Annotated in this window: 20 protein-coding genes; 6 read left to right on the top strand and 14 right to left on the bottom strand. The window is 65.2% G+C overall.

Going from position 1 to position 24488, the window contains the following annotated elements:
* Positions 1-132 precede the first annotated feature (132 nt).
* The 3 genes from BM019_RS13440 to astA all read left to right on the top strand — a co-directional run bounded on the left by BM019_RS13440 (position 133) and on the right by astA (position 3808).
* A complete protein-coding gene (locus BM019_RS13440; RefSeq protein ID WP_092418539.1) occupies positions 133-1476 on the top strand; it encodes an APC family permease in 1344 nt (447 codons plus the stop codon).
* Between the two features lie 192 nt (positions 1477-1668).
* Complete coding sequence (locus tag BM019_RS13445; protein ID WP_092418540.1) at positions 1669-2685, top strand: arginine N-succinyltransferase; 1017 nt, start codon at positions 1669-1671, stop codon at positions 2683-2685.
* A 58-nt stretch (positions 2686-2743) separates the two neighbouring features.
* Complete coding sequence (gene astA, locus BM019_RS13450; RefSeq protein ID WP_009043105.1) at positions 2744-3808, top strand: arginine N-succinyltransferase; 1065 nt, start codon at positions 2744-2746, stop codon at positions 3806-3808.
* A 24-nt stretch (positions 3809-3832) separates the two neighbouring features.
* On the opposite strand, the gene BM019_RS13455 is transcribed toward astA, so the two are convergent.
* From BM019_RS13455 to BM019_RS13465, 3 genes are all read right to left on the bottom strand, one after another.
* Positions 3833-4228, bottom strand: a complete 396-nt coding sequence (locus tag BM019_RS13455) for a carboxymuconolactone decarboxylase family protein (RefSeq protein ID WP_092418541.1) — start codon at positions 4226-4228, stop codon at positions 3833-3835.
* A gap of 231 nt (positions 4229-4459) precedes the next feature.
* A complete protein-coding gene (locus BM019_RS13460; protein WP_092418542.1) occupies positions 4460-5704 on the bottom strand; it encodes a M20/M25/M40 family metallo-hydrolase in 1245 nt (414 codons plus the stop codon).
* Between the two features lie 93 nt (positions 5705-5797).
* The gene (locus BM019_RS13465) at positions 5798-6922 is read right to left on the bottom strand and encodes a diguanylate cyclase (protein WP_092418543.1); all 1125 of its coding nucleotides are present in this window, start codon (positions 6920-6922) and stop codon (positions 5798-5800) included.
* A 264-nt stretch (positions 6923-7186) separates the two neighbouring features.
* Here BM019_RS13465 and BM019_RS13470 point away from each other — a divergent pair, with 264 nt between their 5' ends.
* The 3 genes from BM019_RS13470 (at position 7187) to BM019_RS13480 (ending at position 9402) form a co-directional block, all read left to right on the top strand.
* The gene (locus BM019_RS13470) at positions 7187-8581 is read left to right on the top strand and encodes a 2-oxoadipate dioxygenase/decarboxylase HglS (protein WP_092418544.1); all 1395 of its coding nucleotides are present in this window, start codon (positions 7187-7189) and stop codon (positions 8579-8581) included.
* A gap of 235 nt (positions 8582-8816) precedes the next feature.
* On the top strand, positions 8817-9110 hold the full coding sequence (locus BM019_RS13475; RefSeq protein ID WP_085530375.1) for a type II toxin-antitoxin system RelE/ParE family toxin: 294 nt from the start codon (positions 8817-8819) through the stop codon (positions 9108-9110).
* A gap of 1 nt (position 9111) precedes the next feature.
* On the top strand, positions 9112-9402 hold the full coding sequence (locus tag BM019_RS13480; protein WP_062822914.1) for an addiction module antidote protein: 291 nt from the start codon (positions 9112-9114) through the stop codon (positions 9400-9402).
* 396 nt (positions 9403-9798) lie between these two features.
* Here BM019_RS13480 and BM019_RS13485 read toward each other — a convergent pair whose 3' ends face one another.
* The 11 genes from BM019_RS13485 to BM019_RS30790 form a co-directional block, all read right to left on the bottom strand.
* Entirely contained in the window at positions 9799-10386 is a 588-nt protein-coding gene (locus BM019_RS13485) for a hypothetical protein (RefSeq protein WP_007923530.1), read from the bottom strand.
* Between the two features lie 118 nt (positions 10387-10504).
* A complete protein-coding gene (locus BM019_RS13490) occupies positions 10505-11887 on the bottom strand; it encodes an efflux transporter outer membrane subunit (RefSeq protein ID WP_092418545.1) in 1383 nt (460 codons plus the stop codon).
* Positions 11880-15062, bottom strand: a complete 3183-nt coding sequence (locus BM019_RS13495) for an efflux RND transporter permease subunit (RefSeq protein ID WP_092418546.1) — start codon at positions 15060-15062, stop codon at positions 11880-11882. Before BM019_RS13495 ends, BM019_RS13490 begins: the two co-directional genes overlap by 8 nt.
* Entirely contained in the window at positions 15059-16249 is a 1191-nt protein-coding gene (locus tag BM019_RS13500) for an efflux RND transporter periplasmic adaptor subunit (protein WP_062822918.1), read from the bottom strand. The genes BM019_RS13495 and BM019_RS13500 overlap by 4 nt, the downstream gene beginning before the upstream one ends.
* A gap of 101 nt (positions 16250-16350) precedes the next feature.
* Positions 16351-16488, bottom strand: coding sequence for a hypothetical protein (locus tag BM019_RS30785; RefSeq protein ID WP_009043095.1), 138 nt, complete (start codon positions 16486-16488; stop codon positions 16351-16353).
* A 203-nt stretch (positions 16489-16691) separates the two neighbouring features.
* The gene (locus BM019_RS13505; protein WP_009043094.1) at positions 16692-17774 is read right to left on the bottom strand and encodes a lipocalin-like domain-containing protein; all 1083 of its coding nucleotides are present in this window, start codon (positions 17772-17774) and stop codon (positions 16692-16694) included.
* Positions 17764-20280, bottom strand: a complete 2517-nt coding sequence (locus BM019_RS13510; RefSeq protein ID WP_239691069.1) for an ABC transporter permease — start codon at positions 20278-20280, stop codon at positions 17764-17766. Before BM019_RS13510 ends, BM019_RS13505 begins: the two co-directional genes overlap by 11 nt.
* On the bottom strand, positions 20246-20914 hold the full coding sequence (locus BM019_RS13515) for an ABC transporter ATP-binding protein (RefSeq protein ID WP_092418547.1): 669 nt from the start codon (positions 20912-20914) through the stop codon (positions 20246-20248). Before BM019_RS13515 ends, BM019_RS13510 begins: the two co-directional genes overlap by 35 nt.
* 268 nt (positions 20915-21182) lie before the next feature.
* Positions 21183-21836 (bottom strand): peroxiredoxin, encoded by a 654-nt coding sequence (locus tag BM019_RS13520; RefSeq protein WP_009043091.1) that lies wholly within the window; start codon positions 21834-21836, stop codon positions 21183-21185.
* 184 nt (positions 21837-22020) lie between these two features.
* Positions 22021-24144 carry a TonB-dependent receptor gene (locus BM019_RS13525; RefSeq protein WP_092418548.1) on the bottom strand — a complete coding sequence of 708 codons (2124 nt, stop codon included), beginning with the start codon at positions 24142-24144 and terminating at the stop codon, positions 22021-22023.
* Positions 24080-24346, bottom strand: a complete 267-nt coding sequence (locus BM019_RS30790; protein ID WP_175510644.1) for a hypothetical protein — start codon at positions 24344-24346, stop codon at positions 24080-24082. Before BM019_RS30790 ends, BM019_RS13525 begins: the two co-directional genes overlap by 65 nt.
* Positions 24347-24488 lie beyond the last annotated feature (142 nt).

Consider the following 24488-nt stretch of genomic DNA (forward strand, 5'->3'; position numbering starts at 1 on the left):
CAACTATAAAAAACCGCCGTGGCGTGTCTTTAAACCTGCCAGGTTCAAATACATTGCCTGCCCCTGCAGGTCGTCCTTCGACCTCAGCGACAGGCTCCCGCCCCCCCTTTGGCTGACAAGGAGAACCTCTTCATGGAGATTGAAGAATTCGGCTACAAACAGGAACTCAAGCGCGGCCTGACGCTGCGCGATCTGGTGGTCTACGGGATGATTTTCATGATCCCCATCGCCCCGTTCGGGGTCTACGGCTATGTAAACCAGGAAGCACCGGGCATGGTGCCGCTGGCCTACATCATCGGCATGCTGGCGATGCTTTTCACCGCCCTCAGCTACGGCAGCATGGCCCGCGCCTTTCCCATCGCCGGCTCGGTCTACTCCTACGCCCAGCGCGGGCTCAACCCCCATGTCGGGTTCATCGCCGGCTGGCTGATGCTGCTCGACTACCTGCTGATCCCGCCGTTGCTGTACGTCTACGCGGCCATGGCGCTGAACCACCTGTACCCGGACATTCCCAAGGTCGGCTTCATCCTCGCGTTCCTGGTCAGCGCCACCTTCGTCAACCTGCGCGGCATCACCTTCACCGCACGGATGAACATCGTGTTTCTCCTGGGGCAACTGGTGGTGCTGGGGATCTTCCTGTTCTACGCCTGGAACGCCCTGCACGGTGGCGCCGGTAACGGCCAGCTGACCCTGGCGCCGCTGTACCACCCGGAGAATTTCCACTTCGGCATGCTGATGCAGGGCGTGTCGATCGCCGTGCTGTCGTTCCTCGGTTTCGATGCCATTTCCACCCTGGCCGAAGAGATCAAGAGCGAGCCGGGCAAGAGCGTCGGCCGCGCCGCGCTGATCACCCTGCTGGTGATGGGCGCGATCTTCGTGGTGCAGACCTGGATCGCCACCGACCTGGCCGCCGGCATGGGCTTCAAGTCGGCCGACACCGCCTTCTACGAGATCGCCGAAATCGCCGGCGGCAGCTGGCTGGCGACCCTGACCGCGGTGGCCACCGCGCTGGCCTGGGGCGTGGCGGTGGCCATCACCTCGCAAGCGGCGGTGTCGCGCCTGCTGTTCGGCATGGCCCGCGACGGCAAGCTGCCGAAGATCCTGGCCAAGGTCCACCCCAGGCACAACACGCCGCACGTCAGCATCTACCTGGTGGCCGTGCTGTCGCTGCTGATCTGCTACCTGTTCATCAACTCGGTGGACACCCTCACCTCCCTGGTGAACTTCGGCGCCCTCAGCGGTTTCATGCTGTTGCACCTGACCGTGATCAATCACTACTGGCGTCGCAACCATTCGGCCCAGGTACTGCGGCATCTGATTTGCCCGGTGATCGGCTTTCTAATTGTCTGCGCGATCATGTACAACATGGGGGTCGATGCGCAGAAACTCGGTTGCATCTGGATCGCCATCGGCCTGGTCTACCTGTTTTTCCTCAACAAGCTGGGCGCCAATACGGCGCTGGCCGATCCACTTTAATCAACACCCCCGGCCGCCGCGGCACCATGAAGGTGCTCCGGCGAATCCGAGTGGGCGCCGACAGGTGCCTGCGTGCCACCACCCGCCCATGCGGGCAGTGGCAGTAATGCGTGGAAACCGACAGTGATTGTCAGGTTCGGCGCCCCGGGTTTCGCGACCAGGCGTCGATCATTTTGATACAGGAGTGCATCCATGCTGGTCTTACGCCCAGTTGCGCCAGACGATTTGCCGGAGTTGCAACGGCTGGCCCGTGAAAGCCTGGTGGGGGTGACGTCCCTGCCGGACGATCGACAACACCTTTTGGACAAGATTCTCGACTCCTGCTCCTCCTTCGCCGCCAACGTGCAGGCGCCGGGGCCGGAGAACTATTTTTTTGTCCTGCACGACCCGGCCAGCGGCCAGTTGCGCGGCTGTTCGGAAATCCTCGCCATGGCCGGGTTTTCCGCGCCCTTCTACAGCCTGCGCAACCGGCCTTTCGTCAGCAGCTCGCGGGAGCTGAACGTGCAGCACGGCGTGCCGACCCTGTCGCTGTGCCAGGACCTGAGCAACCACAGCCTGCTGCGCGGCTTTCATATCGACCCGGACCTGGTCGGCACGCCAATGGCGGAGCTGCTCTCCAGGGCTCGCCTGCTGTTCATCGCCGCCCATGGCTCGCGCTTCGCCGACACCAGCATCACCGAGATCGTCGGCTACAGCAGCGACGACGGCCATTCGCCGTTCTGGGATGCCCTGGGCAAGCACTTCTTCGACCTGCCCTACGTCGAGGCCGAACGCCTATGCGGCCTGCAAAGCCGCAGCTTCCTCGCCGACCTGATGCCGCAGTACCCGATCTACATCCCGATGCTGCCCAAGGCGGCCCAGGACTGCATTGGCCAGGTTCACCCGCAGGGTCGCGAGGCCTACGAGATCCTGCTGCGCGAGGGGTTCGAAGCCAACCACTATGTCGACCTGTTCGACGGCGGCCCGACGCTGTACGCCCGCCACAACGGCGTTCGCTCCATTCGCCAGAGCCTTATCGCCAACGCCTGCCCGGGCCCGCAGAGCGGCAGCGGCCGGGCCTGGCTGGCGAGCAACGAGCGGCTGGGGCAATACCGGGCCGCCCTGGTGCACCTGGACGAAGCACCGGGGGACCTGGTCAACCTTGACCCGCAAACCTTCCAGGCCCTGCACCTGCAAACCGGCGACCCGGTACGGCTGGTCGCCCTATGAAGAACCCCGGACACGTTTGCATTCGCCGCCGCAACAGGCGCGCAGAAGGAGCTGCATCATGATCGTTCGCCCGGTACGCATGACTGACCTGCCCGCGCTGATGGCCCTGGCCCAGCGCGCGGGCCTGGGGCTGACCACTCTGCCGGCCAACCAGGATCGCCTGACCCATCGGATTCGCTGGGCCCAGCGGACCTTTGCCGAACAGGTGGAACGGGCCGACGCCGACTACCTGTTCGTGCTCGAGGACGACGACCAGCAAGTGATCGGCATCAGCGCCCTGACCGGCGCCGTGGGCCTGCGCGAACCCTGGTACAGCTACCGGGTCGGCATGACCGTCAATTCGGCGCCGCACCTGGGCATCCGGCGGCAGATCCCGACCCTGTTCCTGAACAACGAGATGACCGGCCAATCGGAACTCTGCTCGCTGTTCCTGCGCCCCGACCAGCGCCGTGACAGCAACGGCCGCCTGCTGTCCCTGGCGCGCCTGCTGTTCGTCGCCGAGTTTCCGCACCTGTTCGGCGACAAGCTGATCGCCGAGCTGCGCGGCAAGGGTGACGAGAACGGCTGCTCGCCGTTCTGGAACAGCCTGGGCCGGCACTTTCTGCAGATGGATTTCGTCCAGGCCGACCACCTGTCCAGCCTCGGCCACAAACCCTTTATCGCCGAACTGCTGCCGCGCCAGCCGCTGTACACCTGCCTGCTCAGCGAACCGGCCCAGGCCGCGATCGGCCAGGCCCACGAAAACGCCGAGGCGGCGCTGGCCATCCTGCGCCACGAAGGTTTTGCCCATCAGGGCCATATCGACATCTTCGACGGCGGGCCGGTGATCGAGGCCGAGCTGAGCAAAGTCCGCGCGGTGCGCGAAAGCCAGGTGCTGCCGCTGCTGGTCGGCACCCCGGACGACGACGCGCCGACCTGGCTGATCCACAACCGCCGGCTGGAAAGCTGCCGCGTCACCCGCGCCCGCGCTCGCCTGGTGTCCGGCTGCCTGCTGGTGGATCGCCTCAGCGCCAAGCGCCTGCAAGTGCAGCCCGGCGACCTGGTGCGCGCCGTGCCGCTGCTGGCCACCCAGGCCAAGGCGGCTGCGGTCGAAAGCCCAAGGACGGCGCTGGCTGATGCCTGAGCGGCGCCAAGGGCCGTATCGGACTCATTCGAGCTTGAACCCGTCATCCAGCGGCACCCGGTAGCCGTTGGCCAGGCGATTGGTTTCGTTGGCCATGCCGACCACCGCCTGCAACTCACCGAACATCGCCTCCGTCATCCCCGCCTTGCGCGCCGCGGCGGTGTGCGAAGCGATGCAATAAGGACAGTTGTTGGTGACGCTGACCGCGACGTAGATCAGCTCCTTGGTCAGCGGATCGAGCGCCCCCGGCGCCATGATCTCCTTGAGACTGTCCCAGGTACGCCGCAAGGTCGGCGGATGGGCCGCCAGGCATTTCCAGAAGTTGTTCACCTGGTCGACCCGGCGGGTGCGCATGATGTCGTCGAACACCGCCCGCACTTCCGGGCTGGCGTCGGCGTATTCGGTGAGGTGCTTGCTCATTGAAGGCTCCGCGGTGGGGGACGAGGCTTTCGAGTATAGGCAGGGGGATCGCAGGCGCCCGCAGCCATTCCCCTGTAGCCGCTGCCGAGCCTGCGAGGCTGCGATCGACTGCGCAGCAGGCGCAAGGATCTCGAGACCGCTGGAGGACCTGCGGTCCTATCGCAGCCTCGCGGGCTCGGCAGCGGCTACAGGTCCGGCCATGCAGACAATGCAGTGCGTCTGTTCCTGCAATCAGCGCTTGGCCGACAGCTCCATGATCATCCGCGCCAGCAGATAGATCCGTGGCGCCACGCTCTCGACTTCGGCGTACTCCTCGGGGGTGTGGATATTGCCGCCGACGATGCCGAAGCCATCCAGGGTCGGCGTGCCAACGCCGGCCGAGAGGCTGGAGTCCGCCGCCCCGCCGCTGCCCTCGATGGTCAGCTTGCGCCCCAGTTCGCCGTAGATGCCCTGGGCCATGGCCACCAGCGCATCGGACTTCTCGGTCTGCGGCATCGGCGGCAAACCGCGCTGCAAGCTGGTCTTGACTTCGGTGTCGGCGATCAGCTTGTTGGCCGAGACCCGCGCCAGATCCTGCTCGATGCGGTCGAACTCCTCCGGCACCGCCGCCCGCACATCCGCCTTGGCGGTGGCCTGGTCGGGAATCACATTGGTCCGGTCGCCGGCCTTGAGCACGGTGAAGTTGATGGTGGTTTTCTTCTCTTCATCCCCCAGCTTGCCCAGTTGCAGGATCTGGTGCGCCGCCTCCATCGCCGCGTTGCGCCCCAGCTCCGGCGCGACGCCTGCGTGAGCGGCCTTGCCCTTGACCTCCACCAGCGCCGTGGCGCTGCCCTTGCGCCACACCACCAGGCCATCGGCCGGGCGCCCCGGTTCCAGGTTCAAGGTCACGTCGTGGGCCTTGGCGGTTTTCTTGATCAGCTCGGTGGCGATCTCCGAACCGGTTTCCTCGCTGGCGTCGAGCAGGAAGGTGATCTGTGCATAGTCCTTGAACTTGAGGTTATCCAGGACCTTCAGCGCGTAGATCCCGGCGACGATGCCGCCCTTGTCGTCCATCACCCCGGGGCCGTAGGCGCGGCCATCCTGGATGCGGAACGGCCGCTCGGCCGCGGTGCCTTCCTTGAACACCGTGTCCATGTGCGCCATCAGCAGGATCCTCGCCTTGCCGGTGCCCTTGAGCGTGGCCAGCACATGGCTGCCGCCGGCCGTGCCGTTGGGGACTTTTTCGATGCTGGCGCCAAGCTTCTTCAGTTCGGCGATAGCGATGTCGCTCACCTGGTCCAGCCCCGCCTCGTAGCCGGAGCCCGAGTCGATGTTCACCAGGCGCTCCAGCAGTTTCAGGGCGTCGCCCTGGTATTGCTGCGCATCGTTCTGCACTTGGGGGTGGGGTTCGGCGCTGGCGTGGGTGGCCAGCAGGCCAAGGGCGAGGGTCAGGCCGATACGGGCGGCCAGCAATGAGCGAGGGGAAGTCTGCGTCATGAATCGGTCCTTGTTTCGTGTCGGAAGGTGCCCGCCCACCCTACCTGACAAATTCGCCCCCCTCCATGCTGGCGCAATGCTCTGCGAGCGGCCTCACAGCGAGTTCAGCAGGACCTTTGGCGAGCGGTCGCCGCGGCCGCAGCTGACCTTGTTGCGGCCGGTGGTCTTCGCCTCGTACAAGGCCTGGTCGGCATCGTTCAACCAGTCCAGGGCATCGCTATGGTCCGGGGAATAGGCGGCCAGGCCGATGCTCAGGCTGACCTCCAGGGCTGGGCTCTGTTCATAGCCCAACCCGCCAAAACGGCAACGCAAGGCCTCCATCAGTTCGGCGGCATGCTCCAATGGCACGTCCGGCAGGATCACGCAGAACTCGTCGCCGCCGTAACGCCCGGCCAGGTCACTGATCCGCAGGTTCTGCTTGAGCAGCTTGCTCAGCTGGCGCAACACGATGTCGCCGGCGACATGGCCGTAGGTGTCGTTGATGGCCTTGAAATGATCGATGTCGATCAGCGCGATGGCGCCGCCCTGGTTCTGGGTCGAGGCCTGGCGCCGGCAACGCTGGAACTCGATTTCCAGCTGGTCCTTCCAGGCCCCGTGGTTGAGCAGGCCCGACAGGCTATCGGTGCGGCTCAGGGCCAGCAATTCGCGTTTGTGCCGGGACAGGACATTGGCCTGCTGGTAGCAGATAAAACCCAGGGCCAGCGGATACAGGGTCAGCATCGGCAGGCAGGCATAAAGTTGCAGCGCACTGGTCTGGGTCACGAAGCCGACGCCGAACAACAGCAGCCCGACAGCGATCCCCAGCGCCTGCGCCAGACAACCGGCCAGGAAAAAGGGCACGCCACCCAGGGCGATATTGTTCATCGCCATCAACGACAGGGTGGTGGTGGTCGGCAGCGGGTTGAAGTGCATGGCCGCCACCCAGAACCCGCCAAGGAAGGCATCCACCAGCAGGTTGCGATGCTCGCCGCGAAACGGCACTGGCGAGCAGCGCGCCCACTGGTACGCCAGGTGCGGCCAGATGAAAGCGTTGAACGACATGAACGCCCAGACCCAGGGCGATGGATGCAGCGGGTACATGCCCGCGGACACGCAAAGGAAACCGAGGGCCAGCCCCAGAATTCGCGTCTTGTATAGCCTCCTGGCCAGTGAAAGTCCCTTTCCTCCATTGTGCGGCGTCAAGGCCAAGTCGCCTCCGTTGAACGGTACGCAAGCCATGGGATGCGGTGGTGTTCAGAAGTCTATCAGCGCAACGGCAAATAGCCATCACCGCTCGGCCGCCGGAAAGCGCTGCGGGTTGCCTGAGTGAAAACCAGCGGATGCCATCGGTCCAGTTGCACGTAGCCACCCTGCCCGCCTGCATTCATTTGCAGAATGAAGTCCGGAAGAAACTTCGTTTGTCAGCACACCCCGCGCCAACCAGAATCAGGCCCAGCCAACACCGCTACCCTCTTTGTCTCACTACGCCGGGAATCCTTGTTTATGAGCCTGCAGAGCTTCGTCAGCCCAGACCTGATCCGCCAACGTTTTTCACGGGCGATGTCGGACATGTACCGCGAGGAAGTGCCGCTGTACGGTGCCCTGATGGAGCTGGTGGCCCAGGTCAACGCCGGGGTCCTGGACAGCGACGAGAGGATCGCCCGGCAGCTGCGCAGCACCGGCGAAATCCAGCGCCTGGACCTGGAGCGCCACGGCGCCATTCGCGTCGGCACCGCCACGGAACTGGCGACCCTCGGCCGGCTGTTCGCGGTCATGGGCATGCAGCCGGTGGGTTACTACGACCTCACCCCGGCCGGGGTGCCGGTGCATTCCACGGCCTTTCGCGCGGTGCATGAAAGCGCCCTGCAGGTCAGCCCGTTCCGGGTCTTCACCTCGCTGTTGCGCCTGGAGCTGATCGACAACCCGCAGTTGCGTAGCTTCGCTGAATCGGTGCTGGCGCGTCGGAGCATTTTCACCCCGCGCGCCCTGGCCCTGATCGAACAGGCCGAAACCCAGGGCGGCCTCGATGACAGCGCCGCCGGGGAATTCGTCGAGCAGGCCCTGGAAACCTTCCGCTGGCACCACAGCGCCACGGTCACAGCTGCGCAGTACCAGCAACTGAGCGCCCAGCACCGATTGATCGCCGACGTGGTGGCGTTCAAAGGACCGCATATCAACCACCTGACGCCACGCACCCTGGACATCGACCAGGTGCAAGCGCTGATGCCGGCCCACGGCATCACGCCCAAGGCGGTGATCGAAGGCCCGCCGCGCCGGGAATGCCCGATCCTCTTGCGCCAGACCAGCTTCAAGGCGCTGGAGGAAGCTGTGGCCTTCACCGACCAGCCCGACAGCCGCGGCAGCCACAGCGCGCGCTTCGGCGAGATCGAACAGCGCGGCGCCGCCCTCACCCCCAAGGGCCGGGCGCTGTACGACCAGCTGTTGAACGCCGCCCGCGACGCCCTGGGGGACTTTCCCAACGAAGCCAATGCCCAGCGCTACAACACCCTGATGGCCGAACACTTCCGCGCCTTTCCCGATGACCACGAGACCATGCGCGAACAGGGCCTGGCGTACTTCCGCTACTTCGTCAGCGAACAAGGCCTGGCCGCATGCCAACAGGCGGATCGACCGACGAACCTGGAGGCGCTGATCCACGCCGGGCATGTGCGGGCCGAGCCGCTGGTGTACGAGGACTTCCTGCCGGTCAGCGCCGCCGGGATCTTCCAGTCCAACCTGGGCGACGATGCGCAAAGCCATTACGCCGGCCACTCCAACCGGCAGGCTTTCGAGCGGGCCCTGGGGCGCCCGACCATCGATGAACTGCAGCTGTACGCCGACACCCAACAGCGCTCGCTCCAGGCATGCGCCGCGGCGCTGGGCCTGCCGGCTCTCTGATTCTCCGTCCCACAGCATCAGCCAGAACGGCTGATGCTGGCTCTTTCCCGCCCCCGCAGCCGGGCAATGGCTACAGGGTGTTTCGGCAGCCCTGATCGACAACATGCCGATACGAAACAGCCCGCCTCGCCCACTCCCCTCCTGCTTACCTTCCCATGACGTCTTCAGGTGCACCGTCAGTCGCCTGGGGGTCGTTACACCTTTTTATTTTGTCTCTATATGGATACAGTCACTCATGGATTACGAGATCCTGCAGACGACCGTCTTTGCCCAATGGCACACCACACTACGGGACCTGCGCGCCAGGATAGCCATCGCTCGGCGCATCGAGCGGGCTTCGGCGGGCAACCTGGGCGATGTGAAAAACCTCGGCGGCGGTCTCTCGGAAATGCGCGTGAATACAGGCGCCGGCTACCGCCTCTATTTCACGGTGCGCGGCCACACCCTTATCGTCCTGCTGCTGGGCGGCGACAAGTCCACCCAGCCTGCCGATATCTGCCAGGCCCGTTCCCTGGCCAAGGAGTTCTGATATGTCCGACACCCTGCTTCCCTTCGACATCGCCACCCTGCTCGACAGCGACCAGGCGATCAGCGAGTACCTGTCCCAGGTCCTGGCCGATGGCGATACCGATGAACTGATCCGCGCCCTGGGCCATGTCGCCAGGGCGCGGGGCATGACGCAGATTGCCAAGGCCACCGGCCAGGGCCGGGCCAGCCTCTACAAGGCCTTTGCCCCGGGCGCCAAGCCGCGTTTCGATACCGTGGTCAAGGTCATGCGCGCGCTGGGCCTGCAGCTGTGCACCACCGTGTCCCGCGGCTGAAGCCGACCCAGGCGGCAGGCAATGAAACAACAGGCTGTGTCGGTAAAGAGTCTTGCTGGAGAGAGCCGAGCGCTCTTGGCAACCGCGGGCAACAGGCGTCGAACCTGCGCGGGTCGCATGAACGCAATGACGGAAATCGTGGGGCGGGAACCCCGAAGAGGGTGTTCGCCCAGTGCTCTGGCCTGGCAATCCATGCACCGGTAAAGAGCCCTTGCACCGGGCGAACGAGAACTATTTTAATCGAACAACAAAAGAAAGTCCGTGCACATATTCTGAAGAATTCTGAACACAAAGCTGGTGGAAATTTTTTTATTTCGCTCACCTTCGTTCAACTCTGCGCACGGACCTCCGAGATCCGGCGCGCCGGCCGCCACAGCGACCAGCGCCCGGTCTCAATCAACCTTCGTGCTGGGTCGTAACTTGCAACACGTCGGTGTAGGTCACCACCACGCTCTGGCCGACCTTGAGGTCTTTCAGCCGGGCCTGGACTTCCGGTTTTTCCACGGCCAGGACCTTCTTGTTACCCGCCGGGCCCTGGAAGGTCAGCTGGTTGTTCTTCAGATCGATGTCGGTGATCTTCAGTTGCACCTGCACCTGGCGATAGGCTTCACCGCCCGGGTTGGGGTTGTCCTTGGTGGCGCGAATCACCCCGGTGCGCTCAGCGGAATCCGGCAGGCCTTTTTCCACATTGGTGTCCAGCACCGCCACCACCGCGTGAGTGACCCGCACATTGACCTGGTCGCCCACCTTCAAATGCCCCAGGTCCTTGGCCTGATCGCTGAGTTGCACATGCACCGGTTGGCCCTGCGCGCCTTCCAGCACCACACGATGCTTGGCGGCATCCACGGAGAGCACTTTGGTCACCAGTTCATCGGCCTCCACGGTACCGGCCAACGGAATGTCGGCGGCGTAGGCATGCAGGCTGGCAGCAGACAACAGAGTGGCCAAGGCAACGGCTTTGGCCAGAGAGTGAAGCGGCTTCATAGAAGTTCATCCCTGTAATTGAAGACAAGACCCGCGCCGTTCAGGCGCGCGGTGCCGCTTGAGCATAGACGCTGTAAATGCCCACGCCGCCGCGAACCACAGATTCGTTGCTGCCCGTTCAACCACCGAGCGCCCGCACCAGCACAGCCTGGTTCTGCAATTGCGCGGTCTTGATCCGCGACAGCGCGTTCTGCGCCGTGAGTTCGACGCGCTGGGCCTGCAGCACATCGAGAAACGGCGCCTCACCGGCGGCCCAGGAGCGCTGGATCTGCTGCGCCGCCGAACTGGCCTGCGCCGCGGCACTGGCCAGATGCTGCTGGCTCTCGGCATTGCGCCGGGCCGCGGCGAGGGCCGACTCGACTTCCGCCACCGCGCCGAGCACGGTACGGCGATAGCCGAGCAAGGCCTGGCGCCCCTCGGCATCGCGCAGTTCCACCACCGCGCGCCGGCGTCCGCCGTCCAGCAGCGGCACGCTGGCATTGATACCGGCCAGCCAGAAGGTCGAGCTGGCCAGGTTCGCGGCACTGACACCATCGACCAGCGAGCCCAGGGCTGCCGACAGGCTCAGGCGCGGCAGCAGGTCGGCCTTGGCCACCCCGACCCGTGCGTAGGCAGCGATCAGCCGGGCCTCGGCGGCGCGGATGTCGGGACGCCGACGCAGCAGGTCGGCCGGGGTGCCGGCATCCACCAGATCCACCTCGCTCAGTTGCGCCGGGCTGGCGGCGAACTGTTGGTACAGCGCCTCGCTCGGCTGCGCCAGCAACACTGCCAGGCGGTGCAGCGAGCGCTGCCACTCCAGTTGCAGGGCCGGCACCTGGGCCGCGGTGGACTCCGACTGGGAACGCGCCCGCAGCAGATCGGCCTGCGGGCTGCTGCCTGCCGCATACAGCTGCTCGGTCAGTTGCAGGGTGCGGCTCTGGCTCTCGGCGTTCTGCCGCACGATGCTCAGGCGCTCTTCCAGCCCCCGCGCCTGGGCATAGGCCTGCACCACCTCGGTGACCAGCGCCACCTTGACCCCACGCGCCTCTTCCGCGCTGGCCTGCAGGTCGGCATCGGCGGCCCGCACGCCTTCGCGAATCCGCCCGAACAGGTCGATCTCCCAGGAGGCGTCGAGACTCAGGCTCAGCGGCTCGGTCATCAAGGGTTCGCTGAACCCGGCCTGGTCCGCCGAGATCCGTTGCCGGGCGGCGCTGGCCCCCAGGTTCAGCTCGGGGCTCGCGCCGGCAGCCGCGACGCTGCGCAAGGCACGGCTGGCATCGATCCGCGCCAGGGCAATCTGCAGGTCGAGGTTTTCCTCCAGTGCCCGCGCCACCAGGCGGTCGAGCAAGGGGTCGTGGTACAGCGTCCACCATTGCTCGGCAATGCCCGCCGCCGGTATTTGCGGCGCATTGACGAAACGCCCGGCGGGCGCCTCGACAGCCGGTGGCAAGGTCGGCGCGGCGCAGGCCGCAAGCAGCGCCGCGGTAAAGGCCAGGGCGGGAAAACGCAGCAGGTTATTCATGGACCACTCCCGAAGCAGAGACGCTGGATGGGGCCTGCAACCGCCGCTCGCCCCCGGCGAGACGGCGGATCAGGACATAGAAGATCGGGGTGAACAGCAGGCCGAACAGGGTCACGCCGATCATGCCGAAGAACACCGCCGAACCGACCGCCTGGCGCATTTCCGAACCGGCGCCTTCGGACAGCACCAGCGGCAGCACACCGAGGATGAAGGCCAGGGAGGTCATCAGGATCGGTCGCAGGCGCAGGCGACACGCCTCCACCACGGCATCGACGATGCCCTGCCCGTCCTGTTCCTGCTGCCGCGCCACCTCGACGATCAGGATGGCGTTTTTCGCCGCCAGCCCCACCAGCACGATGAAACCGATCTGGGTCAGGATGTTGATGTCCAGGCCCATCAGGCGCACGCCACCGGCGGCGGCCAGCAGACACATGGGCACGATCAGCAGGATCGCCAGCGGCAGGCTCCAACTGCCGTACTGCGCGGCCAGCACCAGGTAGACGAAGATCACACAGAGCGGGAATACCAGCAGGCCCATGTTGCCGGCGGTGGTCTGCTGGTAGCTCAGGTCGGTCCACTGGTAGGTGATGCCCGGTGGCAGGGTCTGCCCGGCCAGGCGTTCCATGGTTTGCAGGGCGAAGTCGGAGCCCAGTCCGGGCAAGGTGTCGCCGTTGATTTCCGCGGTCGGGAACAGGTTGTAGCGTGGGAAACGCTCGACCCCGAGCGACTCGTGCAACCGCGTGACGCTGGCGATCGGCACCATGTCGCCGGCCTCGTTGCGCACCTTGACCCGCGCCAGGTCCTCTGGCGTGACCCGATACGGCAAGTCCGCCTGGGCCGTCACCCGATAGGTGCGCCCCACCAGGTTGAAGTCGTTGATGTAAGTCGAGCCGAAATAGGTCTCGATGGCCTGGTTGATCTGGCTGCTGGGCACCCCGAGCATCTCGGCGCGCTCACGGTCCAGCTCGACGAACACCTGCGGCGTACGGGCCGAGAACGGCGAGTAGACACCGGTCATGCCCTGGGTCGCATTGGCCGCGGCGATCAGTTGCTCGGTGGCCTTGGCCAGGGCCTGGCTGCCCAGGCCGGCACGGTCCTGCAGGCGCATGGAGAAGCCACCGGTGCTGCCCAGGCCCTGGACCGGAGGCGGCGTGGCGACAATCACCGACGCGCCGCTGACCACTTTCAGGCGCTCACGCAGGTCGGCGGCGATCTTGTCCGAGGTCAGGCCGCGCAGCTTGCGCTTGGACCAGGGCTCGAACACCGGCGCCAGGCCGGACGAGTTGGAAGAACTGGTGCCGGTGACCATGGAGAACCCGGAGAACGTCGGCACCCGGTCGACACCCGGCACTTGCAGGGCGATGGCTTCGATCTGCCGGGAAATCTCGTTGGTGCGCTCCAGTGCAGCGCCTTCCGGCAGTTGCACGATCACCACCAGGTAACCGCGGTCCTGGGCCGGAATGAAACCCTTGGGCGTGGACACCAGCAGATAGGCCGTGGCCGCGATCAATACCGCGTAGATCGCCAGCATCAATGGAGTACGCGCCACCAGCCCCCGCACGCTACCGGCATAGCCCACCGAAAGCTTGAGGAAGCCGCGGTTGAAGCCCTCCGCTGCGCGCTTGAGCAGGCCAGCCACACCGTGCCGTGGCGCCTGATGCGCCTTGGGGTCGTGGCGTCGCAGAATCATCGCCGCCAGCGCCGGCGACAGGGTCACCGAGTTGAACAGCGAGATCGCCGTGGCCACCGCGATGGTGATGCCGAACTGGCGGAAGAACTCACCGGAGATCCCCGGAATGAACGCCGTGGGAATGAACACCGCGCAGAGCACCAGGGTGATCGCCACCAGCGCGCCGCCAATTTCCTGCATGGTGATCAGCGTGGCCTGCAACGGGCTCTTGCCTTCGGCCAGATGGCGCTCGACGTTTTCCACCACGACGATGGCGTTGTCGACCACGATGCCCACCGCCAGCACCAGGCCGAACAGGGTCAGGTTGTTGATCGAGTAACCGAGCATGGCCATGACCGCGAAGGTCCCCACCAGCGACACCGGAATCGCCAGGATCGGGATGATCGACGGACGCCAGCCTTGCAGGAATACCAGGATCACCAGCACCACCAGGATCACCGCCTCGTAGATGGTCTTGCCCAGCTCGCCGATGCTGTCGGCGATGAACGCGGTGGGGTTGTAGCCGATGCTGTATTCGATGCCTTCGGGGAATTCCTGGCTCAGGTCCTGCATGGTCTGCTCGACCACCTTCATGGTGGCCAGGGCATTGGCGCCGGGACGTTGCAGCACCTGCAGGCCGATGGCCGGGTGGCGCAGGTAATAGGTGTTGTTGACGTAGGCCAGGCCGGCGATTTCGGTGCGCGCCACATCCTTCAGGCGCACCAGGCGCCCGGCGCTGCCGGACTTGATGACGATGTTGTCGAAGTCCGCCGGCTCTTTCAGGCGACCTTCGAAAATCAGGTTCGGCTGGAAGGCCTGGGACGCCACTGGCGGTTGCGCGATCACCCCGCCCGCCACCTGGGTGTTCTGCGCGCGCACCGCGGCAATGATGTCTGCCGGCGTCAGGTTGAAGGACGCCACGCGCTCCGGGTCGAGCCAGATGCGCATGGAGTATTCACGGGCGCCCAGCGGATTGATGTCGCCCACGCCGTCGATGCGCTTGAGGGTATCGGCGACGGTCCGGATGGCGAAGTTGGAAACGTAGAGCTGGTCGTAGGTGCCCTTGGGCGAGGAAATGAAGATGGTCGACAGCTGGGTCGGCGACGATTTGCGCACCGACACGCCGCTGCGCTGTACCGGCTCCGGCAGGCGCGGCGTGGCCAGGGCCACGCGGTTCTGCACCAGCACCTGGGCCTTGTCGACATCGGTGCCGCTCTTGAACGTCACGGTCAGGTTGAGGCTGCCATCGGAGGTCGCCTGGCTGTACATGTAGAGCATGTCCTCGACGCCGTTGACCTCCTGTTCGAGGGGGATCGCCAGGGTCTCGGCCACGGTCTGCGCCGACGCGCCCGGGTAGGTCGCCTGCACCACCACCGTGGGCGGCGCGATGTCCGGGTATTCGGACGTCGGCAGGATCAGGTAGGCCAGGCCGCCGACGATCATCAGCACGATGGACAGCACGATCGCCAGCACCGGCTGTTCGACGGAGATTTTCCCCAGGTTCATAGCGGCGCTCCTTCGCTGGCCGAGGCCTTCGGCGCCAGCGCCAGGGCCTGCTCGCTGGCGGTCGCGGTCTCGCCGACGCGCACCCGCTGGATGCCGTCGACTATTACCCGGTCCTCGGGCCGCAGGCCGCTGGCGACTTCACGCAGGCCGTCATGCAGCTTGCCCAACTGCACCGGACGCAGTTCCACCTGGTTCTGCGCATTGAGCACATAGACCACCTTGCGCGTGGCATCGACGCTGATCGCCGTGTCCGGCAGCAACAGCGCCTGATAGCTCGGGCGCCCGGAAAACTGCACACGCCCGAACTGCCCCGGGCTCAGGCGCAGGTCCGGGTTGGCCACCCGGGCGCGCTGGCGCAGGGTACCGGTGGACGGGTCGAGGCGGTTGTCGATGAAATCCATGCGCCCGCTCAGGGTCGGCTCGCTCTGCCCCGGCAAGGCGATGCGCACCAGGTTCTGGCCCGCGGCGCCCTGCTCCTGGCGGCGGTACTTGAGGTAGCTCTGCTCATCGATATCGAAGTAGATGTCGATGGGGTCCAGGGACACGATGGTGGTCAGCAGGGTCGCATTGTTGTTGCCGCCGTTGACCAGGTTGCCTTCGCTGATCAGCTTGCGGCTGATCCGCCCGCTCATGGGCGCGGTGATGCGCGTGAACTCCAGGTCGAGCCGGGCATTGCTCAAGGCGCCTTCGGCGCTCAGGACTTCGGCCTGGGCCGCCTGCCGCGCCTGCAAGCGCTGGTCATACAGGCTGCGGGCAATGGTCTTCGATTCGATCAGCACCTTGGCCCGGGCATACTCCTGCTCGGCCAGGGCCAACTGCGAACGTACCTGGGCCAGCTTGCCCTGGGCCTGGACCACCGCGGCCTGGAAGGAGCGCGAATCGATGACGAACAGCAGGTCGCCCTTCTTGACGATGGCGCCGTCGGTGAAGGCGACCTTTTCCAGGTAGCCGCTGACCCGCGAACGCACTTCCACCGAATCGGTAGCCTCGAAACGTCCGGTGAAGCTGTCCCAATCGATGATCTGCCGGTTCACCGGCTGGCTCACCGAAACCGTCGGCGGCGCGGGCGGGGCCAGTACCTGATCCGGACCGCAGCCGGACAACGCCGACAGCAGCGCCAGGCCGATGGCCGACAACGCGGCAAACTTCAAGGGTTTGGACTTCATCGCGGATAATCCTGGTTTCATAACTTTCCCCGGGGTTGGCGAACAACTTTTCAACCCAGTTTTCAGCCACACAAAAGAGTCGGCCGCCTACTTTCCAGCAGCGGCCACTTGAACTTTAAACTTCAGTTTTGTGCCGAGCCCGCGCTCAATGCGCGGTTTCTTTCGACAAAGGCGCCGGACTCCTCGGCCTGCACGCCGACCACGGAAGACAAGGCCAGCAAGGCAAGGAACAGGGCTGCGGATTTTTTCAGACTGAACATGGCGGAGAACCTCAGTGATATTTAAGTTGAGCGAATTCTCCGTCTTTGCGAAAAAAGATAAATGCTGCGCCGGGGAAAAGAATATTGAGTCGAAATCATGAATCGACACTTTATTAGTTCAACAGAAAACCATTCACAGTTTGACGCGAGAGATAAATGAATATTGGGCAAATAACTAATGACCGGCACTCACGAATACCTCGTTAATAGCCGGTCATCTCCAGATAACCGCTGCCGGCATGGCTGCCGCTCAATTGCACCGGGCCTTCCCAATAAGGAATGCGCAGGTTCATCCAGGCCTTGGGGTTGAGCGCCTCGGCATTGATATCCAGGCCGTGGCCGGGAATGCGCAGACGCCAGCGGGTGGGCAACGTGCGCCCCGCCACCTTGGAGTCCTCCAGCGGGGTGAGCTGGATATCGTCCTTGTGCAGGGTCTGGGTGCGGCCGTCGGGCTCGATCCAGGTGCCGGTGATGTAGGGCGGTTTGTGGTTTTCCCGCACGCGGAACAGCATCAGCCGTTCGCCGCTGTCCAGGTGCAGGGAGAACCAGTCCCACCCGCTCTGCCCGGCCGCCAGGGGCTGGCTGCTCCATTCGCGGTCGAGCCAGGCTGGGCCGCTGACCTCATAGGTCTGGCCGTCGATCTGCAGGCTGCCCTCGGCCTGGAAAAACGGCTGGCTGTAGTAATAGGACGCCTGGCCCTGCTCGGACTTGCGGCTGTAGCCGCCCTCGCCCTGGAGCACCAGGGGCCGGTCGCTGCGCAGCTGCAAGCGGTAGGCGAAACCCGCGCCGCTGGCTTGCAGTTGCATATGGGCCAGCGGGTCGGCGTTGGCGTCGGCGGACTGGCTGCTGAAACTCCAATCGTCGATCCAGGCCTTGAACGGCTGCACCGTCACCCCGGCCTGCCCCACCCCGCCGCGGGCATAACGTTCGGCGGCGTGATGGGCAGTGGCCGAAGTCGCCGCGGCGTGGCCCAGCCAGACATTCGGCGCCTGCCAGCCGGGCTGGTCGGGTTCGGCGCGCAAGGCGCTGCGAAACAGCGTCCACTGCACGCCGAAGCGCTGGCCGTCGCTGGCCCTGAGGTCGGCGGTGAGGTACCACCACTCGATGCGAAAACCGTCATGCACACCATGGTCCGCCGGGAAGCTGAACACCCGCCCCGGCACCACCTGGGTGAACGCCGCGGCGTCCTCGCCCAGGCCGGCGAAACCTTGCGCTGGCTCGTCGCCCTTATCGCAGCCGCACAGGGCTGACACCAGCAACAGGCCAAGCAGCCGTTCAATCTTCATGGGCGAAAGTCCTGAGCAGATCCGCCGGCTGGCTGCGATACAAGCGCAGCAACGGCCAGGCCGACGCGAGCAAGGTGGCCAGCACCGCCAGGGCCAACAGCTGCACCAGTTGCAGCGGGAACACCCGCAACGGCAGGCGCCAACCGAAGGCCTGGACGTTGATCACCGTGTCCAGGCACCAGGCCAGGGCAATGCCCAGGGGCAGCGCCAGGAGCAAGGTCAGCAGCGCCAGCAGCCAGGTCTGCCCGAGGTTGAGCAGCATCAACTGGCGCCGGCTCACCCCCAGCGCCCACAGCGGCGCGAGCTGGCCCAGGCGGCTCTGGCTCTGGGTCAGCAGGCTGATAAACAGCGCCACGCCGGCCACTCCCAGGGTCAGGCTGTTGAGCGCGGCGGTGGCGGCGAAGGTGCGTTCGAATACCTGGCTCGACCAACCCTTGAGCTGCGCCTGCTCGACCATGCGGCTGTCGTCGAGACCGAAGCGCTGCCGCAAGGCGCTGACCAGCGGCGCCACGGCGGCCGGCTCGATGCGCAGGTTAAAGCGGTTGGGCGTCAGCTGCGGCCAATGCGCCAGCAAGTGCTCGGCATTCACCAGCAGGTGGCCCCTGGGGTTGCCGTAGTCGGCATAGATCGCCACCACTTGCGGCGCCCACTGCCCCACGGGCACGGGAATCTCCAGCCGATCGCCCAGCCGCACCTTGAGCCGGCGCGCCGTCTGCTCGCTGAGCATCAGGGTGTCGGCGCTGGCCATCTGGGTCCAGGGCTGCTCGCCCAGGGCTTCGAGCAAGGGCCAGTGCTGGCGGTAGCTGGCATGCTCGATCACCCCGTACAGGTCCGCCGGCCAGCCTTGCAGTTGCAGCGCCACCTGCCAGACCGGAAGCACCGCGGCAACGGCAGGTTGCTCGGGCAGCCAGCGTTGCAGCTCCCGCGCCTGCGCCGGGGTCTGCGGGTTGATGTACAGCTCGGCGCTCAGGCGTTGTTCGAGCCAGTCGGCGAAGGTCTGGCGAAAACCGGCGGTCATGCTGCCGGCGCCGATATTGGCGGCCAGGGCCAGCAGCAGCGCCATTAACGCCAGGCTCAGGGCCGGCAACTGCTGCCGGCAATCGGCGAGGAACCACTGCCCGAGCACCGAACGGCTGCGCCCGAGCAGCGCGCTGAGCAACCCATTGAGCAACACCGGCAAGCCCAGGGCCGCGCCCAGCAGCAGGCCCGCCATCAGCACGAAACCGCTGCCCAGGCTGTCGCCCCAGGTCCAAGCCGCGCCCGCCAGCCCCGCCAGGGCCGTCGCCACCCAAGCCTGACGCCGCAGCCAGCGTGCATGCGCCTGGTGCCAGGCCTGGGGATCGGCCAGCGCCAGCAACGGCAAGCGTGCCGCCCGCAGCAGACTGTTGGCCCCCGCCAGCAAGGCGCCGAGCAGGCTCAAGCCGATCCCGCTGAACCACCACCAGGGGCTCAGGCTCAACTGCCCCGCCACCTCGGCGCCATACAGGCCACGCAGGCTCGCGGCAACATCCGGCAGCAGCACGCTGGCCAGCAGGTAGCCGCTAAGCACCCCGGCCAGGCCACCGAGCAAGGCCAGGCCACCGAGTTCGACACACAGGCAGGCGATCAGCATCCGCGCACTGACCCCGCAGGCGCGCAAGGTGCGCAGCAGGCCACGCCGCTGCTCCAGGGCCAGGCCGATGGCGGCGTGGACGATAAACAGGCCGACCAGGAACGACAGGAAACCCAGGGCATCCAGGTTCAGGTGAAAGCTTTCGGTCAGGCGCGCCAGATCGTTTTCCTCACTACCGCGCTTGAGCACCAGCAGGCTCTTGAACGCATCGGGCAAGGCCGGCGCGCTGGCGGCGAAATCCGCCGGCAACAGCAGGCGCGAGATCTGCTGCGGCAAGCCCAGCAGCGGCTGGGCAAAACCGATATCCACCAGCAGCAACCCCGGGGCCATGTCCGCCTGGCTGTGCAGTGGCGGCAGTGGCTGGCCGCTCGCGGTCACCGGCCGATCGCCTTCGCGATAGCCGAGGGCTTGCAGGGTCTGTGGGGCAATCCAGGTGCTGCCCGGCGGGCTGACGAATTCGACCATGCGCGCGGAATCCAGCACCTGGCCGGCGACCGCCGCACCGGCCGGCAGCGACAGCGGCTCGATCCCGAGCAATTGCAGGCGCTGCTGTGCATGGCCCTTGAGCGTCAGCCGGCCTTGCACCACCGGCGACACCGGCCAGCCGGCCCGGCGCAGGCCGACGAACAGGTCCTGGGAAAACGGCGCGCCATTGGCCGTGGCCAGGCTGGCCTGGGGCGCGCCGCCGATCAGTTGGCTGGCCTTGGCGTAACTGTCCCGCGCCTGGCTGTTGAGCGCCTGCACCCCAGTCAACAGGCTGGTGGCCAGCCACAGCCCGGTCAGCACACTGAAAAACTGCACCGGGTGCCGCCGCCAATGGCTGAGCAGCGCCCGCAGGCTGTGCCAGAACACCCGCACCTCAGCGCTCGCCCGCGCCGGCCAGACGCCCGCCATGCAGCAATGCGATCCGCCCCAGGCGACTGGCAACGCGCTGGCTGTGGGTGACCATCAACAGGCTGGTGGGGGTCTCGGCCAGCAGCTCCAGCAACAGCTGCAGCACGTCGTCGCTGGTGGCTTCGTCGAGGCTGCCGGTGGGTTCGTCGGCCAGCAGCAGCCGTGGTTTGCCGGCCAGGGCGCGACCCAGGGCCACCCGCTGTTGCTGGCCGCCGGACAGTTGCTCCGGGTAACGCCGCAGCAGATCGCCCAGGCCCAAACGCTCCACCAGTTGCGCCTGCCAACGCCCATCGAAACGCCCGGCCAGCCGCGCCTGGAACCCCAGGTTGTCCTCCACCCGCAGGCTGCCGATCAGGTTGAACTGCTGGAACACCAGCCCGACTTCGGTGCGCCGCCAGTTGGCCAGCTGGTGTTCGTTCATCCGCTCCAACTGCTGATCGCCGATGCGGATGCTGCCGCCATCGACCTTGTCCAGGCCGGCGATCAGATGCAGCAAGGTGCTCTTGCCACTGCCCGACTCGCCCATCAGCGCCAGGCTGGCGCCCTGCTCCAGGTGCAGGTCGACCCCCTGCAACACCGGCAACGGGCCCTGGGGCGTGGCGTAGCTTTTGCGGACGGCTTGAACATCGAGCATGGGTGGGCTCTGGCAGCGGAAGGAAGGCTCAAGGATAGCGCTTGTCAGGCCACGAGGGTTCGCGGCGCACCCCGCCCGGCACTCAGTGGTATCGACGGACTGTTTGAACCGCGGATGGGCAGTGGCTGCCCATCCTGGCTAAAGGCGCCCCCATGGACATGCCTGGAGGTGACTGCAACGCCGTGCCGGCGGTCTGCCGGGTGAACCCTGTCCGGCGTCGCGTCATCCCCGCAGGCCAGCTCCGTGAGCGAGCCCTTGTCGGTGGTGGTTACTTCGGTTGCTCTACGACCCGCAGATAGGGCTTCAACGTCTTGAAGCCTTGTGGGTATTTCTTCCGGGCGTCCTCGTCGGATACCGAGGTAGGAATGATCACATCCTCGCCCGGGCGCCAGTTCACCGGGGTGGCGACGGTGTGCTTGGCATTCAGTTGCAGGGCATCGAGCAGGCGCAGCACTTCATCGAAATTGCGCCCGGCGCTCATCGGGTACACCAGCATCGCCTTGACCTTCTTGTCCGGGCCGATGATGAACACCGAACGCACGGTGGCGTTGTCCACGGCGGTGCGCGCGCCGCCACTGGCATTGGGGTGGATCATGTCGTAGAGCTTGGCCACCACCAGGTTCTCGTCGCCGATCATCGGGTAGTTGACCGCATGCCCCTGGGTCTCCTGGATGTCGCCGACCCAGGCTTTATGGTCGCTGACCGGATCGATGCTGAGCCCGACAATCCTGGTGTTGCGTTTGTCGAACTCCGGCTTGAGCCTGGCCATATAACCGAGCTCGGTGGTGCACACGGGGGTGAAGTCCTTGGGGTGCGAAAACAGGATTGCCCATTTATCGCCGATCCACTCGTGGAAGTGCAGCGGACCTTCGGTGGTGTCGGCAGTGAAATCGGGTGCTTCGTCGCCAATGCGGATTGCCATGTTTGGTCTCCTTGCAGTGACTGGGAGGGGTAGTTGTCAGGGAACTGACGGCTGTTGCGGCGGCGTTCGGGTACGACTGAACCTGTCGGCGCGAATGAGTATAGGAGACCCATCAGGCAAGGCGAGCGCAGACAAAAAAGTCCGGCAGTGTCGCACTGCCGGGCTTTGGTCTCAGGGTAGGCCTTCAAAACCGGTAGTTGGCGCTCAGTTCCAGGGTGCGTGGCGCGCCCGGCGTGATCAGGTCCACCGAGCCATGCGCCGAGGCGTAATAGTCCTTGTCGAAGACGTTACGCAGGCGCAGGGCCATGTCCCATTTCGGCAGGTTGTACAGCAAGGCCGCGTCCACCGTGGTGTAGGCCGGCATGACCACCTGGTTGTCCAGGGCGGTGTAACGGTCATCGACATAGTTCGCCCCCATGCCGACACGCCACTCCTGGGTCAAGGAACGTACCAGCCACAGATTGGCGCTGTGGCGCGGGGTCAGGGTCGGGGTCTGGCCTTCGTTGGCGACCCCGTTGGTACGGCTGTTGGACTTGATGATCTCGGCATCCAGGTAGGCATAGCCGGCATAGACCTGCCATTTGTCGCTCAACTGTCCGCTGGCGGTCAGTTCCAGACCATCGGTACGCTGCTCACCCGCCAGCACCAGCTTGCTCGGGTTCGCCGGATCGGTGGTTTTCATATTGGTGCGTTCCAGACGGAACAGCGCCGCGGTCAAGGCCAGGCGATTGTCGAACAGGTCCCACTTGCCGCCGATCTCGAAGTTGGTGGTCTCTTCCGGCTCCAGGTCCTGGTTGCTGGTACTCAGGGCGAACATTTCCGCGGACGGCTGGTAGGAACGGCTGACCGAGATGTAATAGGACTGGATCTGGTCAGGCTGATAAACCAGGCCGACGCGCGGGCTCCAGGTGGTGTCCGTGCGGGACAGGCTGCTGTGGGTCAGGTCGTCGGAGTATTCCTGGTCGAATATGTCATAGCGCACGCCCACCAGGGCTTTCCAGTGTGGCGTCAGTTCGATCAGGTCCTGCACATAGAAGCCGGCGGTGTCCTGGGTGTTGCTGCCCTTGGCGGTCTGCCGGTTGGCCTGGAACGGCACATCGACCAGGGCATCGCGATACACCGGCACCTGCGCCACGTTGGATTGGCTGAACACCGACTGATCCTTCACCTGGCGCCCCAGCTCCACCCCATAGAGCAGGCTGTGGTTCATCCCGGCGAGCACGGCCTGTTGCTTGAGCTCGGTCTGGTTGAACCAGCCATCTTCCTTGCGCTGCACATTGCCGCGGTTGAGCTTCACCAGCAGTTCGCCATTGGATGCGGTGACAAAGCGCGTCGGGCTGGAGTCGGCCAGCGTGTTGTTGCGATCCAGATCGTAGTGGTAGTAGCGGCTGGTGTTGCTCAGGCTGAAATCGTCGTTGATGCGGTAGTCGATACCCGCCGTGAACGAAAACACCTCGCTGCGGGTGTAGTCGTCATCCGGGTCGGCGGAACCGAAGCGCTTGTCGCGGTCCACATCGACCGGGCGATTGCCGCGCGCCGGAATGCCGAAGTCGATCAGGCGCTTGTCGTACAGATAGGTAGCGCCCAGGTTCAGCTCCAGATCGTCCGAGAGCTTGAAGTAGGCCGACGGCGCGATGGCCTTGCGGTCGATATAGCCGTCATCGCGGAAGGTGTCGCTGTTCTCCAGCGCCCCGGTGACCCGAAAAGCCTTGTCGTTGTGCTGCTGGTCGGCCCAGCCGGCATCGAACTGCGTGCGCTTCTTACCCTCGCTGTCGAAGCTGACCCCCACTTCCTGCTTGGGGGCGAAGTTGGGCTTCTTGCTGATGCTGTTGATCAGGCCACCGGATGAGCCGCGACCATAAAGCACCGCCGCGGGCCCCTTGATCACCTCCACCCGCTCGACATTGGACAGGTCGCGGAAATACAGGGCGTCGTCGCGAATGCCGTCGACGTACATATCGCCAATGGCGCTGAAACCGCGGATGGTGACCTGATCGCGCTGGCCGTCGCCGTTGGACAGGCCGACACCGGGGACATTTTTCAGCACGTCCTCCATCGACTGCGCGCCCTGGTCCTTGATCACGCTCTGGGGGATCACGTTGACGGTTTGCGGGATATCCCGCAGCGGCGCATCGATCTTCAACGCACTCCTGCTCTCGGTCGGCATGTAGCTCTGCTCGCTGTACTCACTGTTCACAGCGGTGGCCGGAAGGGTTAGAGCAGACTCCGTTTCTGCCTGTAGATCAGGGACGACCAGAATGCCCAGCAACGACAGAGAAGCCGGGTAAATGCGCGATGAGACCACCATGGATACCTTTTTTTGTAGGAATTATCTGAAGATCGCGCGAATGATAACGATTATCTTTTGTAAGTAAATACATATCATTATGATTCTGATCATTGACAAAGCCTGGAACGGCCGTCTCGATTTGGCGGGTGCGCTGTTCAGCTTTAGCTCGCGTTTGTACGGAGCTTGATGCATCGGCAGGAAATTCATCAGTGGCAGGCATTGCGCGTCGTTCAGGCCGAGCCGCCGGTAGCGTTCGTCGCAGCCCTGCCGGCTGAAACCCTCAAGGCCCAAAGGCAGCCCATAAGCCAGCGCCGCCCCTATCGGCCAGGGGCGACGAACTATTAGTATTGCGGCCCTTTTCT

Origin of the sequence: Pseudomonas sp. NFPP07 (genome assembly GCF_900115645.1) — a bacterium.
GTDB classification, from domain to species: Bacteria; Pseudomonadota; Gammaproteobacteria; order Pseudomonadales; family Pseudomonadaceae; genus Aquipseudomonas; species Aquipseudomonas chlororaphis.